Consider the following 14182-nt stretch of genomic DNA (forward strand, 5'->3'; position numbering starts at 1 on the left):
GCGGCCGATTCTACCGACCGTCCGCAGGCCCGACGGCGGTCCCCCGACCGGGCGCACCGTGGCAGGATGTGCGCGTGATCGTGGTGACGACGAACGAGGTCCCGGGGTACCGCATCGACGCCGTGCTGGGCGAGGTGATGGGCATGACCGTGCGCAGCGCCAACATGGGCGCCAACTTCGTCGCGGGGTTCCGCGCCATCGGCGGCGGGGAGGTCAAGGAGTACACCCAGCTCGTCTACGAGTCGCGCCAGGAGGTCATGCACCGCATGGTCCAGGAGGCGCAGCGCCGGGGCGGGAACGCCGTCGTCGGCATGCGGTTCGACACGGGCGAGATCGCGCAGTCGTTCTCCGAGGTCTGCGCGTACGGGACGGCGGTCGTCGTCTCGCCGATCCCGGCGGGCCAGCCGGGTGCGACGTCGCAGTCCGCGCACCAGGCGTCGGCCGCACCCGCGCCCGCCTACGGCACCCAGGGCGGGCCCCAGGACAGCGCCCCGGACCAGCCCGCCTGGCGCTGAGGACCGACCGCTCGCCGTCGCGCACGACGACGCACCCGTCGGCCGCGCGCCCGCCCGTCGGCGGCGCGCCGCCCGACGTCCCGAGGTCCGTGCCGCCTCAGAGGCTCGTGAGGATGTACTGGCCCATGACCAGGAAGACCCACGCGACGAGCGCCACGTAGCCGATCGCGAGGAACAGGTGCCGGTTGCCGACGACCGTCCGGCGCACGCCGTCGCTCGCGGGCAGGAAGCCCTCCTGCACCGCGTGGACCACCTGGTACCAGAACAGCGGCAGCATGACGGCCCAGACGACCATGCACCACGGGCACAGGCGCACGAGGGAGTACAGGCTCGTCCAGACGAGGAAGACGATGAGCGCGAGCGCGAGCGTCGTCACGGCGAGGAGCGACAGCCAGTACCACCGCGGGAGGCGCGCTCCGGTGAGGACGACGACGCCCGTCGTGATGACGACCGCGAAGCCGGCGATCCCGAGCAACGGGTTCGGGAACCCGAGGAGCGATCCCTGCCAGGACCCCATGGCCGGACCGCAGTCCACGAACACGCTGAGCGTGCAGGACAGGGCGTGGTCGGGGTCGATCAGCGTCAGATAGCGCTCGACGGTCAGGTCGGCGGAGGCGAAGAAGCCGATCGCCCCGAGGACGACGAGCAGCCAGCCGATCGTCCGCGCGCTCATCGGGCGCGGCCCGTCCGGGTGCAGCCGCTCGAGCTCGTCCGGACCGGACTCGTCCGTCGCGTCGACAGGGGCGCTCTTGCTCACGGGGACGCTCCTCGTGGGTCGCCGGCTCGCGCCGGACCGTCGTGGTCGCGCCGACGGCGCGGTGGGCACAACTTACCGCGACTCGCTGGGACGCGGCTGTGAGGTCAGCGGCGAGCGGACGGCGTCGGGCAGGGTGGCGACGACGACGCCGGCCGGGCGGCGACCGAACACGAGGATGATCACGAGCCCGGCGAGCGTGAGCGCGACGCCCGTCCACGCGGGAGCGAGGTAGCCCCAGCCGGCCGCGATGACGAGCCCGCCGAGGAACGCGCCGTTGGCGTTGCCGACGTTGAGCGCGGAGTGGCACAGCGCCGCACCGAGCGACGGGGCGGACGGCGAGAGGTCCATGAGGCGCGTCTGGAGCGAGAGACCGAGCACCTGCGACGTGACGCCCAGCAGGAAGAGCGCGACGACCGCCGGGACGGGGTGCTCACCGGTGAGGGCGAAGAGCACGAGCGCCGCCGCGGTCGAGACGAAGCCGAGGTACACGGTGCGCATCACCGACCGGTCGGCGAGCCTGCCGCCGAGCAGCGTGCCGACCGTCATCCCGACGCCGAAGACCGCGAGGACGATCGGGACCGCACCCGTCGCGAGGCCGGTCACGCGGGTGATCGTCGGCTCGACGTACGAGTAGACGGCGAACATGCCGCCGAACCCGATCGACGCGGCGACGAAGCCGATCCACAACGGTGCGTTGCGCAGCGCGGCGAGCTCGCGGCGGGCGCTCGACGCCTCGTGCCCCGCGCCGGCGGGGACGAGCCGCCAGAGCGCGACGAGCGTGGCCAGCCCCAGGACCCCGACCAGGACGAACGCGGCGCGCCACCCGAGCTGCTGCCCGACGTACGTCGACAGCGGCACCCCGACGACGTTCGCGACGGTCAGGCCCGTCATCATCATCGCGACCGCATGACCTCGCCGGCCGGGACCGACGACGGCCGCACCGACCGCGGCACCGACGCCGAAGAACGCGCCGTGCGGCAGCCCGGCGAGGAACCGTCCGGCGACGAGGGTCTCGATGCTGCCCGCGGTCGCGGAGAGCACGTTCGCGACGGCGTAGAAGCCCATGAGCGCGAGGAGCAGCGTCTTGCGCGGCATGCGGGCCGCGAGGACGGTGAGCAGCGGCGCCCCGACGACGACGCCGACGGCGTACGCCGTGATCGCGTGACCGGCGGTGGGGATCGACACGTCGAGGTCGGTCGCGATGTCGGAGAGCAGGCCCATCGTGGCGAACTCGGTCGTCCCGATGGTGAAGCCGCCGAGGGCGAGCGCGAGGAGCGCGGGCCCGGTCCGCGGTGCCGTCATGGTTCTCCCGGGGTCGTCGAGGTGGTCGAGGTGGCGCGGTCGAATCGATTCGACCGCCGTCGGCGACATCGACGACGAGAAGGAAGGTGAGGTGGTCAGTCTAGGCGGAGACGGCCGCGTCCCGCACGACCCACACGTGCCCGGCCGCGCGCAGACCGAGCTGCGACGGCGCCGTCGGCCCGGCCCCCGCACCCGCACCCGCACCCGCACCCGCACCCGACCAGGCGAGCGTCAGCGTGCCCGCGTACTCGCGCCGCTCGGTGACCGCGACGCGCGTGTCCAGGCCGACGCCCAGCTCGGCGAGGTAGCGCAGGACGTCCGGGTCGGCGTCGGAGATCCGCACGACGACGCCCTCGTCCCCCGCGACGAGCTCCGCGAGCGGCACGGCGGGCGGGCGCACCACCACGCCGTCGGCGCTCGGGATCGGGTCGCCGTGCGGGTCCCGCGTGGGACGGCCGAGACGGGCGTCGATGCGCTCGACCATGAGGTCCGAGACGGCGTGCTCGAGCACCTCGGCCTCGTCGTGGACCTCGTCCCACCCGTACCCGAGCTCGGAGACGAGGTAGGTCTCGAGCAGCCGGTGCCGGCGCACCATCGCGAGGGCGAGCAGCCGCCCCCGCTCGGTGAGGGCGATCGCCCCGTACGGCGCGTGCTCGAGCAGCCCCTGGGCGCTCAGGCGCCGCACGGTCTCCGAGACGGTCGACGCCCCGACGCCCATGCGCTCGGCGAGGAGCTTGGTGGTGACGCGCTCGTCGGACCACTCCTGGGCGGACCAGACGACCTTGAGATAGTCCTGGGCCACGGGCGTGAGGTCGTCGGGGCGGTCCACGCGACCACCCTAGGCCACGGCCACCGGCGTCGGTCAGCCCGAGGATCGGGACAGGGCGAGGCTGACCTCGACCGTGCCCTCGTCGCGCACCTCGACCGGCGCGAGCTGCGGGGCGCCGATGCCGTAGTCGGAGAACCGGACGGCGATCGCACCGTGGACCTGCAGCCCCTCGCCCGAGCGCTGGACCTCGAGGGCGACGGTCACCGGCTCGGTGACGTCGCGCAGGGTCAGGGTCCCGCTCGCCTCGAGCAGCACGGGTCCGGGCGCGTCCTCGACCGCGGTCACGTCGAGCGGTGTCGTGAGGGCGAAGACCGACGTCGGGTAGACGTCGACCTCGAGCACGCGCCGCAGGAGGGCGTCCTCGACGGCGTCCCCGGTCGTGAGGGTCGCGGTCGCGACCTCGACGCGCGACGTCGTCGCCTCGCCCGACACGACCTCCACCGCACCGGTCACGTCCTGCGTGCTGCCGACGACCGTCGCCTCGTCCCGGGGGACGCCGAGGCGCTCGGCACGGAACCCGGCCGCGGAGCCCGGTCCGACGACCCAGCGCCCGTCGACGTCGAACGGGCCCGGCGCCGGTGACTCGACGGCGGGCGACGTCTCCCCCGGCGACTGCAGACCGAGCGGCGGCGGCGTGCGACCCTCGGTGAGCTCGCTGTACACGAAGGGGGCGAGCAGCAGCACGACGAGCGCGAGGACGACGCTGACGACGACCCAGCGCGTGGACCTGCTCATGAGCACCATCCTGCCGCGCCTCGAGGCGGCCCGACGCCAGCGACGCGCACGAGCGGACTCACTCCTCCGCGGCCGGGGCCGGGTCCGCGGGTGCCGGCCACGCGAGTCGCGGCCAGACCGTCGCCGACGCGTCCGTGCCGACCTGCACGAGCTGCCAGTCGAGGATCCGGCGCTGCTGCGGGTCGAAGCGCAGCACGGTCATCTCCGCGGTCCCCTTGAGCGGCCCGACGCGGAGCTGGTCCTTCACGGCACCCGCCGTGCTCCCGCTCACGTAGCGCACCCCGCCGCCCATGCGCTCCGGCCCGGACCGCGTGTGCATGTGCCCGGAGATCTGGTTCGGCACGCAGCCCGACTCGATCGCGTCGTTGCCCATGCGCGGCGTGTGGATCATGAGCAGGTCGATGCCGTCACCGTCCTCCTGCTCCGTGCAGGCCGTCTCGGCGAGGCGCGCCGCGTACTCCTCGGGCGTCTCCTCGCGCGCGGGCTGCGCGGCGGCGGCGAGCCGAGTCTCGAGCGGGTCGCGGTCCCCGAGGATACGGATGCCCTCGATCTCGACGACCTCGCCGTCGAGCACGACCTGGCCATGGCCGCGCTCCTGCGCGGACGTCTCGACGCTGTCGTGGTTACCGTCCGCGACGACCGTCGTCACGCCGTTCGGGATCGCGCCGGCAAACGCGTCGACGCAGAACGACTCCACGGCGGTCCCGTTCATGGTCGTGTCCCCGGCGTTGAGCACGACGCTCGCACCCGAGCCCTCGACGACGGTGCGGATGAGCGGCGCCATCCCGACGTTGCAGTGCAGGTCCGAGATGACGACGAGGGTCACGAGGTCCTCCTCGGCCGCCGGCTCCGGCGACGTCGGCGTCCCTGCCGCCGTCGCGTCGTCGGTCGCCTCGTCGGTCGCCGCATCGGTCGACTCATCGCTCGACTCGGCCGTCGGCCCGTCGTCCGGCGCGATCGTCGCGACGGCGCGCTCGCCGTCGGTCCGCTCGCCTCGCGCGACCGCGGCGGCGTTGAGCCGCTGGATGGTCTGCCGCCGGTCCCAGGCGGTGACGAGGTTGTCGTTCGCCTCGGCGTAGAAGTCCTCGTTCTCGCGGTAGAAGTCGAGGACGAGCGAGCCGTAGGTGTCGACGACGCCCGCGAGGCGCCCGGTGATGCGCGCGCCCTCGAGCGGCGTGCCCGCGAACACGGCGGAGGCCGGCTGCCCCTCTCTGCGCGAGGACGCGGGGTCGCTCGACGAGAGGGACGCCGCGACGAGGCCTACCAGGACGACGCTCGCGGTGATCTCGAACGTCCGAGGCGCGGTGACCGCCGTGAGCTCGCGACGCCGCGCCGCACCGAGCAGCGCGTACAGGCCCGCGCCGCCCGCGGCGACGACGAGGATCGCGAAGCCGGTGCGGCGCAGGGCGTCGACGACGAGGGCGCGCGCGACCGACCCGATCGTCTCCTGGGGCCCGCCGAAGAAGCGCAGGTAGTCCTCGAGGTCCTGCGACAGCCCTTCCAGGGTGTCGGCCTGCCCGACGGCGGTCAGGTCCGCCGGGATCTCCTGGACCGTGACGTCGGCGCCGAGCCCGAGCGGCAGCGGTGACTCGATCTGCAGCGTGCCGAGCGGCCCGAGGTCCACGACGACGAGACCGTCGGTCGTCACCTCGTACGTCGCCTCGTGCGGGCCGAGGCTGCGCTCGGCGGTCGCCGTCGTGACCCCCCACACGACGCACGGCACGAGGGCGGCGATGATGCCCAGGGTCCAGCGGACCCAGCGGGGCGGGGTGCGGTGCGGGGTGCTCATCACCGCCCAGCCTCCCGGATCGGCCACCGTGCCGCCAACCCGGGCACCAGGATCAGGCCCGCGCGTCGCGCAACGTGACGAGTGCCACACCTGCGGCGACGAGCATGAGCACGACGCCGATGAGCGACGTCACGCCGACGCCGCTGCCGAACGCGGCGTGCGCCGAGTCCAGCAGCGCCTGGGCCTGCCCTGCGGGCAGCGTGCCGGCCACCTGTGTCGCTCCCCCGAGGGTCTCGGCCGCTGCGGCGGCGTCCGCCGCGGGCACTCCCGCGGGGACGACCACGTTCGCGTGGTACGACGCGGTGAGGATGCTGCCGAGCACCGCCGTGCCGAGCACGGCCCCGACCTCGTAGGCCGTCTCGGAGATCGCGGACGCCGCGCCCGCCTTCTCGGCGGGCACCGAGGACACGATGAGGTCGTTGGACACGGTCTCGGCCGCGCCGACGCCGAAGGACAGCACGACGAACGCGACGACGAGCAGCGCGAGCGTGCTCTCCCCGGCACCCGCCGCGACGATCGCGTACCCCGCCGCGGAGAACAGCAGCGCCACGGCGACGACCCGTGCCGGGCGCACGCGCCGGACGACCTTCACCACGCCGAGCCCCGCGACGACCATGAGCACGAGCCCCGGCAGCAAGGCGATCCCCGCCTGCATGGGCGACAGGCCGAGCACGAGCTGCACGTCCTGCGACACGAAGAACAGGAAGCCGACGAGCGAGAACACCGAGAGCAGGTTGACCAGCACGGCACCGCTGAACGCGCCGCGCGTGAACAGGCGCACGTCGAGCATCGGGTCCGGGCGGCGCAGCTGGCGCCGGACGAACAGGGTCCCGGCCGTGAGCCCGACGGCGACGCTCGCCAGGGCGAGACCGCTCACCCCGGACTTCGCGAGCGTCTTGATCCCGTAGACGATCGGGGTCATCGTCGCCATGACGAGAAGGATCGACCACACGTCGACCCGCCCGGGAGCCGGGTCGCGCGACTCGGGCACGAAGAGCGGCGCGAGGACGAGCAGCAGGACGAGCACGGGGACGGCGAGGAGGAAGACCGATCCCCACCAGAAGTGCTCGAGGAGGAAACCGCCGACGATCGGGCCCAGCGCCGAGCCCGCCGCGAACCCGGCGGCCCAGATCGCGATGGCAAGACGCCGCTCCTCCCGGTCGGTGAAGACGTTCCGCAGGAGCGAGAGCGTCGACGGCATGAGCATCGCGCCGAAGAACCCGAGGCCCGCACGCGTGGCGACGAGCGCCTCCGCGCTCGGGGCGTACGCGGCGACGACGGACACCGCGGCGAAGCCCACCGCACCGGCGAGCAGGAGGCGGCGTCGCCCGATGCGGTCGGCGAAGGAGCCCATCGGCACGAGCAGGCCGGCGAGCACGAGCGGGTAGATGTCGATGATCCACAGCAGCTGCGTCCCCGTGGGGCGCAGCGCCTCGGAGATCTGGGGCAGCGCGAAGCTGAGCACCGTGTTGTCGATCGACACGAGCAGCACGGGGAGCATGAGCACCGCGAGCGCGAGCCACCGGCGCGCCGCGCCGGGCGCGGCTGCGGTGGGGGCGTCCGGGCGGATCGCGGGGCGGTTGAGCTGGGTCGCCGTCACGACGAGGTCCTTCCACGACAGCGGACGGCCGGGGCGACGCGGTGGCGTCGAACTTCCGGACCGTCCAGACGGTACAGTAACGCGCTCCAGCGTCCTTCGTCATCCCGAGACGGCTGTGACGCTCGGCACCGCGCGCGTCCTGTGCCGCCCTCGCTCTCACGACGATGCCGCCGGTGACCTGTCGCGACTACCCTCGACGCCATGCCCCCGCCCCCCGCCGCCCGCGCCAAGGTCCTGCGCGCGTTCGCCGCTCTCCTCGTCGAGCACGGTGAGCGCGCCGCGACGCTCGAGGCCGTGGCCGAGCGCGCCGGCGTCTCCAAGGGCGGCCTGCTCTACCACTTCGGGTCGAAGGACGCGCTCGTCGACGGCCTGGTCGACCACCTGCGCGAGCTCACCGACGCCGACGTCGCCGTGATGCGCGCGGCGCCCGAAGGCCCGGTCGACTACCTGCTGCGCACGTCGACCGTCGTCGACGGCGAGTTCGAGCTCGTCTACCTCGCCGTCTCACGGCTCGCTCAGGGCGCCTACCCGCGCGCCCGCGCCGCGCTCGACGGCGCGCACGACGCCTGGACGCGCGCCGTCCTCGACGAGGTCGGTGACCCCGTCGTCGCACGCGCCGTCGTGCTCATCAGCGACGGCCTCTACGCGCACGCCGCCTTCGACGGCGCCGTCCTGGACCCGGGCGGGTCAGCACCGGTCCGCCCGCCCTCGGGCGGCGACGACACAGAGGGACTCACCTTCCGAGCGCCGCGCCGGGGAGACGACGTGGACGACCTGCTCGCGCTCGTCGCCGAGATCGTCGCGATGCGTCGCTGACATCGCGCTCCGGCGAGGGAGCGCGCCGGAGCGCGATGGCGTTCGGGCGAGCGCCTACCCTCCGACCCACGCGGTGACGACACGCTCCCTCGTCACGACCTGGCCTTCCACGTCGGTGGCGAAGCTGACCGCGACCGGCACGCCCTGAAACTCCGACGCCCGGACCGCGAACGACTGGTACGCGCTCGCACCGGGGGCGACATCCCGGAAGGTGCGGGTGCCGAAGTGCGTCGTCACCGTGATCTCTGCCGCGGTGTCGTCCTCGTTGAGCACACGCACAGCGAGGTAGATGTTCCCGGCGAGCCGACGCTCGCGAGCGTCCACACTGAAGTGCGGCCCCGGGTCGTCGGCGCACGGATCGGCTGTCGGCGCGTCCTCCCACACGGCGCGGTAGTAGCGGGAGTAGGTCCACCCGTCCACCCACACCGACGCCCCGAACGCCAGGTCGACGTCGTCCAGCCGCCAGTCGGGCGTGTGGTGGGGCGAGACCGTCCCGTCCTCGTTCGAGATCCACGCCGGCCACGGCTGGCGGCTCTCGAAGGGCTGACCGAAGCCTCCGCCCCCGTACACGACGTCGTCGTAGCCGCCGTTCGGGCCCACCCACTCCATCTCGAGCGAGTCGTCGCCGGCACCGGGCGGCGGCGTAACGACGACGTCGACGGAGGGCACACCATCGACGCAGACCGGGGTCACGGAGACCACGTCGAGGTCGCAACGGGGTCGGACGACGGAGTTCCAGTCCAGCAGGACCTGGTTCTCGACCACGACCTGTCCGTCCACGACCAGTCGCCACTCCTCGAGCTCTTGCAAGGAAGGGAAGAGGTAGCCGGGCGCGGCGGTCGCCACGATCCCCTCGGGCGTGCGCGCGTAGGAGATCGACTCGGTGTCGGCAGGCAGCGGGACGTCGTCGGGCGTCGCTTCGCACGCGGTCAGCACGGCCGGCGTCTCCGGGTGCACCGTCTCGGGTTCCGTCCAGCACTCGACCGAGGTCCCGGACTCGACCCGATCGAACACGTCGTCAGCCGCGTCGAGCACGACCGTCCAGTCGTGGGTCGTGGTCCCGTCGAGCACGTACGACTCCCAGAAGTAGCCACCCTCGTCGGTGCTCCCCTCCCCGACGGTCTGGCCGGCGACGGACACGACGACCGCCGTACCAGCCGGGTAGCCGCTCACGTTCACCGACAGCTGGTCGCAGTAGGCGAAGACTTCCACCCGCAGGTTCGGGTCGGAGTCGCACGGTTCTGTCACTCCTTCCCAGGAGAGGTCGAGCGCGTCGTCCTCGGCGTCCAGGGTGACGGACCAGGTGTGCGCGACGGTCCAGTCGAGCGGCCAGACGTTCCAATAGTTGCCGTCGACCGGATCGTCGGCGACGGTCTCCCCGTCGAGCGAGAACAGGACCCGAGAACCCTCGGGGTAGGACGACACGTTCGCCGTGACCTCCCCGCACGAGGCCGAGGCGTCGGCGTTCCGGTACGGATCGGTGTCGCACGGCGTCGTCGTGCCGCCGTCGGAGAAGTCTCCCTCCGCGCCGTCGGGCGCATCGACGACGACGCTCCATTCGTGCGGCGTCGACCAGTCGACCTCGTACCAGGAGGAGAACCACCCGTCCTCGAGGGTCGCGTCCTCGACGGTGTTCCCGTCGATCACGATCGACACCGTGGTGCCGGCCGGGTATTCCTGAAAGCTGACGTAGACGGTGGAGCAGGAGGTCTGGACCTCCTGCGTGGCTGCGGAGGCGGGGGCCGCGGTGGCGACGCCCAGCCCGCCGAGGGCCAACACCGTCCCGACGGCGCTGGCGATGAGCTTCTTCACTCGGTTCGTGGTCCTTCACGAAAGGACGGCGCGGGCCGTCGCGGGACTGACTCGCGCATTCAACCAGACCCCGGACTCTCTGGACATACCTCGCTCGCGTCCGATTGCGGGCGCCCCCGGCCGGTCCTCACGAAACGCGCTGCGGTCAGCCGTCGTACGCGGCGCGCAGCGGCCCGAGGTCGAGCTTGGCCTGCGTCATCATGACGTCGACGACGCGCTGGACCTTGGCGCCGTCCGGGTCCTGCAGCATCGCGAGGAACTCGGTGGGCACGATCTGCCACGAGAGCCCGAACTTGTCCTTGAGCCACCCGCACTGCGACTCCTGACCGCCGTCCGCGGTGAGGACGTCCCAGTACCTGTCCACCTCGTCCTGGGAGTCGCACTCGACGACGAACGACACCGCTTCCGTGAAGGGGAACTGCGGGCCGCCGTTGATGGCGGCGAACCGCTGCCCGGCGAGCTCGAAGTCGGCGGAGACGACCGTCCCGTCGGGCTGGCGGAACATCTCGCCGACCTTCGCGTCGGGGAACACGCCCGTGTAGAACTCCACGGCCTCCTCGAGGTTCATGTCGAACCACAGGCTCGGGACGATCGCTCGCATGGTGCCTCCTCGTGTCGGGCACGGCCCGCCCGGGCCGTCAGGAGGTACGACGGCGCCCGGTCCCCGAACTCATCGCCTCGACGTCGTACCCCGTCCGGCCCGAGGTGCCTCAGGCGGACGCCTTCTTGCGCGTGCTGGTCGTCGCCTTCTTGGTCGTCGACCCCGCGCTCTTCGTCCCGGACGCGCTCTTGGTACCGGAGGCGCTCTTCGTCCCCGACTTCGCCGCCGTCTTCGAGCCCGAGGACGCGGTCTTCCTCGTCGACGACGACGAGGAGGAGGACGAGCCTGAGCCGCCCTTCCCGGAGGAGCCGGCCTTCGCCGTCGTGCCCGACCCACCGGACGACCGGGACGACGACCCCGACGAACCGGAGGAGCCCGACGAGCCCTTGCCGCTCTTCGACGACGCGACGGACTTGCGCAGCGCCTCCATGAGGTCGATGACCTCGGCGCCCTCGCCCTCCTGCGCCTGCTCGCCGAACGTCTCGGCGACGTCGATCGCGTCGCCCTGCTCGAGCTTGGCGTCGATGAGCTGGCGGAGCTGGGCCTGGTAGTCGTCCTCGTAGTCCTCGGGCGTGAAGTCCGCCTCGAAGCTCGCGACGAGCTGCGACGACATCGCGAGCTCCTTGTCGGTGACCTTGGCCTCGTCGTCGAGCGAGGGGAACGCGGCGTCGCGCACCTCGTCGGCCCACAGGAGCGTCTGGATGACGAGCACGTCGTCACGCACGCGCAGCGCGGCGAGCCGCGTGCGCTGGCGCAGCGCGAACTTCACGATCGCGGTCCGGTCGGTCTCCTCGAGCGTGCGCCGCATGAGCACGTACGCCTTGTTGGACTTCGAGTCGGGCTCGAGGTAGTAGCTGCGGTCGAGCAGCAGCGGGTCGATCTGGTCGCTCGGGACGAACTCGACGACCTCGATCTCGCGGCTGCGCTCGGCGGGCAGGGCGTCGAGGTCCTCGCCCGTGAGCACGACGGTCTGCTCGCCGTCGGTGTACGCCTTCGCGATGTTCTCGTAGGGCACGACCTCGCCGTCGATCTCGCACACGCGCCGGTAGCGGATGCGTCCGCCGTCCTTGTCGTGCACCTGGTGCAACGGCACGTCGTGGTCCTGCGTCGCGGAGTACACCTTGACGGGGACGTTGACGAGCCCGAACGTGATGGCGCCCTTCCAGATGGCCCTCATCCGTCCATGGTGGCGTGCGACGCGCCCGGACGCGACCCCTCGGGGGCTCGTCCGCGTGTGGGTGGCCCGCGGAAGGATGGGACGGTGGCGACGACGACCGGGGGACGACAGATGGCTGGGACACGTGCCAGCGGCGGGACCCGCTTCGAGTTCGAGGCCGAGCTGTGGCGCTGGGAGGCGCGCACGGACAGCTGGGTCTTCGCGGCGCTGCCGGAGGACGTGAGCGACGAGATCGCCGAGCTGCCCCTGCCGCCCGCCGGGTTCGGCTCCGTCAAGGTCGAGGTGACGATCGGCGCCACGCGCTGGTCGACGTCCGTCTTCCCGGACGCGGGCCGCAAGACCTACGTGCTCCCCGTCAAGGCCGCCGTCCGCCGGGCGGAGCAGGTCGACGTGGGGGACGTCGTCCGGATCGGCGTCGAGACCCTGCTCTGAACGACCTCAGCCCAGGACGCCCAGGTGGAGCGCGCGCAGCACGGCGCGCGTGCGGTCCCGCGCCCCGAGCTTCAGCAGCACCGTCGACACGTGGTTCTTCACCGTCCCCTCGGCGAGGAACAGGGCGTGCGCGATCTCGCGGTTCGAGTAGCCGGCCGCGACCAGTCGCAGCACCTCGAGCTCGCGCTCGGTGAGGTCCTGGGAGGGAGGGCCGTCGTCCTCCCCCGGGTCGGCCGCCGCCCCTGACCGCACCGCGCGCAGGAGCCGGTCCGTGATCGACGGCTGGACGAGGGTCCCGCCGTCGGCGAGCGCGCGGACCGCTCCCGTGAGCTGCTCGAGCGTCACGTCCTTGAGGAGGTAGCCGCGGGCGCCGGCCCGGAGCGCGCGCAGCACGAGCTCGTCGTCGTCGAACGTGGTGAGGACGAGCGCCGGGGTCTCGATCCCGCTCTCGCGCATCGCCTCGAGCGCCCAGATCCCGTCGTGGCGCGGCATGCGCAGGTCCAGCAGCAGGACGTCCGGCGCGTGCTCGCGCACGGCCGCGAGCGCCGTCATGCCGTCCTCGGCCTCCGCGACGACCTCGACGTCGGGCGCGATCTCCAGGAGGCTGCGGATGCCCTGGCGCACGAGCGTCTGGTCGTCGACGAGCAGGACACGGATCACCGCACGACCTCGCGCGGCAGGAGCCTCGCGGGCGGGTCGGCGAGCGTGACCTCGACGCGGAAGCCCGACGCGCCGTCGACGCGCACGGTCCCGCCGAGGGCTTCGACGCGCTCGGCGAGGCCCTGCAGGCCGTGACCGGGCTCGACGCGGTGCGCGCCCCGCCCGTCGTCCTGCGCGACGAGGCGGACCCGGCCGTCGGCGGCGAGGCCGACGTCGAGGGTCAGCTCGGTGGCCTCGGCATGGCGCAGGGTGTTCGTGACGACCTCCTGCACGGCGCGCACGAGCACGACGGTCTGCTCCTCGTCGACCGCGACGTCGTCGGCCACGCGGACCCGCACGCGTGGGGTCGGCACCCGCTCGACGACCGACTCGATCGCCTCCTCCAGGCTCGGCGCGCGGCGCCGCAGCTCCCCCACGGTGGCGCGCACGTCGCCCAGGAGCTCGCGCGCGACGGCCTTGGCGCGCAGCACGTGCTCGCGAGCGCGGTCGCCGTCCTGGTGGCTCGCGGTCTCGAGCTCGAGGGCGAGCACCGTGAGCTGGTGGCCCAGCACGTCGTGCAGCTCGCGCGCGATGCGCAGGCGCTCGTCGGACCGGGTCGACACGTCGCGCAGCACGGCGGCCGCGCGCAGCTCGACGTGTGCTGCGGCGAGCTGCTCGCGCATCGTCCGCTCCCGCCGCAGCGCGAGCGTCGACCCGACGCTGGCGACCTGGATGAGCAGGTAGATCGCCCCGCCGAGCACGGCGTCGGTGGGACTCCCGCGGACTCCTGCGGAGACCGCGACGACGACGACGTTCACGACCACCACGACGGCCGTCACGCGCACCGGGACCACGTACACGCTCACGGCAGCGACGGCGACGAGCAGGATCGGCAGCCAGCCGGCGCCCGGGGCGGTGAGGACGAGGACGCCGACGAGCACGACCTGCACGCCGAGCAGCAGGTAGGCGCGCGCGGTCGCGAACCGTGCCCCGAGCACGAGCCACGCGGTCACGGCGACGAACGCGGCGAACGCGGTGAGCCAGGCGCCGACGGGGATCGTCAGGGACTCCGGCGCGGCGGCGGGGACGAGCGCGCCGAGGCCGAGCACCACGACGAGCATCGCGATGCCGGCCCAGATCTCGGGGTCGGTGCGTCGCATCTCCTCACCCTACGGACC

The 14182-nt window shown here is 72.9% G+C and carries 14 protein-coding genes; 3 read left to right on the top strand and 11 right to left on the bottom strand.

The window, feature by feature from the left end; translation table 11 throughout:
• The first annotated feature begins 74 nt into the window (after positions 1-74).
• Complete coding sequence (locus V5D56_RS16355) at positions 75-515, top strand: YbjQ family protein (protein ID WP_435736341.1); 441 nt, start codon at positions 75-77, stop codon at positions 513-515.
• A gap of 97 nt (positions 516-612) precedes the next feature.
• Here the strand turns inward: V5D56_RS16355 and V5D56_RS16360 are convergent, their stop codons facing one another.
• From V5D56_RS16360 to V5D56_RS16385, 6 genes are all read right to left on the bottom strand, one after another.
• Positions 613-1272 carry a vitamin K epoxide reductase family protein gene (locus tag V5D56_RS16360; protein WP_435736342.1) on the bottom strand — a complete coding sequence of 220 codons (660 nt, stop codon included), beginning with the start codon at positions 1270-1272 and terminating at the stop codon, positions 613-615.
• A gap of 72 nt (positions 1273-1344) precedes the next feature.
• The gene (locus V5D56_RS16365) at positions 1345-2574 is read right to left on the bottom strand and encodes an MFS transporter (RefSeq protein WP_435736343.1); all 1230 of its coding nucleotides are present in this window, start codon (positions 2572-2574) and stop codon (positions 1345-1347) included.
• Positions 2575-2674: 100 nt separating this feature from the next.
• A complete protein-coding gene (locus V5D56_RS16370) occupies positions 2675-3403 on the bottom strand; it encodes a metal-dependent transcriptional regulator (RefSeq protein ID WP_435736344.1) in 729 nt (242 codons plus the stop codon).
• 33 nt (positions 3404-3436) lie between these two features.
• The gene (locus V5D56_RS16375) at positions 3437-4138 is read right to left on the bottom strand and encodes a YceI family protein (protein WP_435736345.1); all 702 of its coding nucleotides are present in this window, start codon (positions 4136-4138) and stop codon (positions 3437-3439) included.
• A gap of 58 nt (positions 4139-4196) precedes the next feature.
• Positions 4197-5927: a metallophosphoesterase family protein gene (locus V5D56_RS16380; protein WP_435736346.1), complete on the bottom strand. Its 1731-nt coding sequence runs from the start codon at positions 5925-5927 to the stop codon at positions 4197-4199.
• 52 nt (positions 5928-5979) lie between these two features.
• A complete protein-coding gene (locus tag V5D56_RS16385; RefSeq protein WP_435739058.1) occupies positions 5980-7497 on the bottom strand; it encodes an MFS transporter in 1518 nt (505 codons plus the stop codon).
• A gap of 231 nt (positions 7498-7728) precedes the next feature.
• Between V5D56_RS16385 and V5D56_RS16390 the strand changes: the two genes are divergently transcribed.
• Positions 7729-8343 carry a TetR/AcrR family transcriptional regulator gene (locus tag V5D56_RS16390; RefSeq protein WP_435736347.1) on the top strand — a complete coding sequence of 205 codons (615 nt, stop codon included), beginning with the start codon at positions 7729-7731 and terminating at the stop codon, positions 8341-8343.
• Between the two features lie 54 nt (positions 8344-8397).
• Here the strand turns inward: V5D56_RS16390 and V5D56_RS16395 are convergent, their stop codons facing one another.
• The 3 genes from V5D56_RS16395 to V5D56_RS16405 form a co-directional block, all read right to left on the bottom strand.
• Complete coding sequence (locus V5D56_RS16395) at positions 8398-10155, bottom strand: hypothetical protein (protein ID WP_435736348.1); 1758 nt, start codon at positions 10153-10155, stop codon at positions 8398-8400.
• Between the two features lie 145 nt (positions 10156-10300).
• The gene (locus tag V5D56_RS16400; protein ID WP_435736349.1) at positions 10301-10756 is read right to left on the bottom strand and encodes a VOC family protein; all 456 of its coding nucleotides are present in this window, start codon (positions 10754-10756) and stop codon (positions 10301-10303) included.
• 109 nt (positions 10757-10865) lie between these two features.
• On the bottom strand, positions 10866-11933 hold the full coding sequence (locus tag V5D56_RS16405) for a Ku protein (RefSeq protein WP_435736350.1): 1068 nt from the start codon (positions 11931-11933) through the stop codon (positions 10866-10868).
• Positions 11934-12044: 111 nt separating this feature from the next.
• Here V5D56_RS16405 and V5D56_RS16410 point away from each other — a divergent pair, with 111 nt between their 5' ends.
• The gene (locus V5D56_RS16410) at positions 12045-12365 is read left to right on the top strand and encodes a DUF1905 domain-containing protein (protein WP_435736351.1); all 321 of its coding nucleotides are present in this window, start codon (positions 12045-12047) and stop codon (positions 12363-12365) included.
• 6 nt (positions 12366-12371) lie between these two features.
• Here the strand turns inward: V5D56_RS16410 and V5D56_RS16415 are convergent, their stop codons facing one another.
• Together V5D56_RS16415 and V5D56_RS16420 are read right to left on the bottom strand one after the other, a co-directional pair.
• On the bottom strand, positions 12372-13025 hold the full coding sequence (locus V5D56_RS16415; RefSeq protein WP_435736352.1) for a response regulator: 654 nt from the start codon (positions 13023-13025) through the stop codon (positions 12372-12374).
• Positions 13022-14164 carry a sensor histidine kinase gene (locus V5D56_RS16420; RefSeq protein WP_435736353.1) on the bottom strand — a complete coding sequence of 381 codons (1143 nt, stop codon included), beginning with the start codon at positions 14162-14164 and terminating at the stop codon, positions 13022-13024. The genes V5D56_RS16415 and V5D56_RS16420 overlap by 4 nt, the downstream gene beginning before the upstream one ends.
• Positions 14165-14182 lie beyond the last annotated feature (18 nt).

This window comes from Cellulosimicrobium sp. PMB13, assembly GCF_051294865.1.
Taxonomy (GTDB): Bacteria; Actinomycetota; Actinomycetes; order Actinomycetales; family Cellulomonadaceae; genus Cellulosimicrobium.

Excerpts from the sequence above, each read along its gene's own strand:
- V5D56_RS16405 (WP_435736350.1), bottom strand. The coding sequence starts at position 11,933 with ATGAGGGCCATCTGGAAGGGCGCCATCACGTTCGGGCTCGTCAACGTC.
- V5D56_RS16420 (WP_435736353.1), bottom strand. The coding sequence starts at position 14,164 with ATGCGACGCACCGACCCCGAGATCTGGGCCGGCATCGCGATGCTCGTC.
- V5D56_RS16380 (WP_435736346.1), bottom strand. The coding sequence starts at position 5,927 with ATGAGCACCCCGCACCGCACCCCGCCCCGCTGGGTCCGCTGGACCCTG.
- V5D56_RS16400 (WP_435736349.1), bottom strand. The coding sequence starts at position 10,756 with ATGCGAGCGATCGTCCCGAGCCTGTGGTTCGACATGAACCTCGAGGAG.
- V5D56_RS16410 (WP_435736351.1), top strand. The coding sequence starts at position 12,045 with ATGGCTGGGACACGTGCCAGCGGCGGGACCCGCTTCGAGTTCGAGGCC.
- V5D56_RS16375 (WP_435736345.1), bottom strand. The coding sequence starts at position 4,138 with ATGAGCAGGTCCACGCGCTGGGTCGTCGTCAGCGTCGTCCTCGCGCTC.
- V5D56_RS16390 (WP_435736347.1), top strand. The coding sequence starts at position 7,729 with ATGCCCCCGCCCCCCGCCGCCCGCGCCAAGGTCCTGCGCGCGTTCGCC.
- V5D56_RS16365 (WP_435736343.1), bottom strand. The coding sequence starts at position 2,574 with ATGACGGCACCGCGGACCGGGCCCGCGCTCCTCGCGCTCGCCCTCGGC.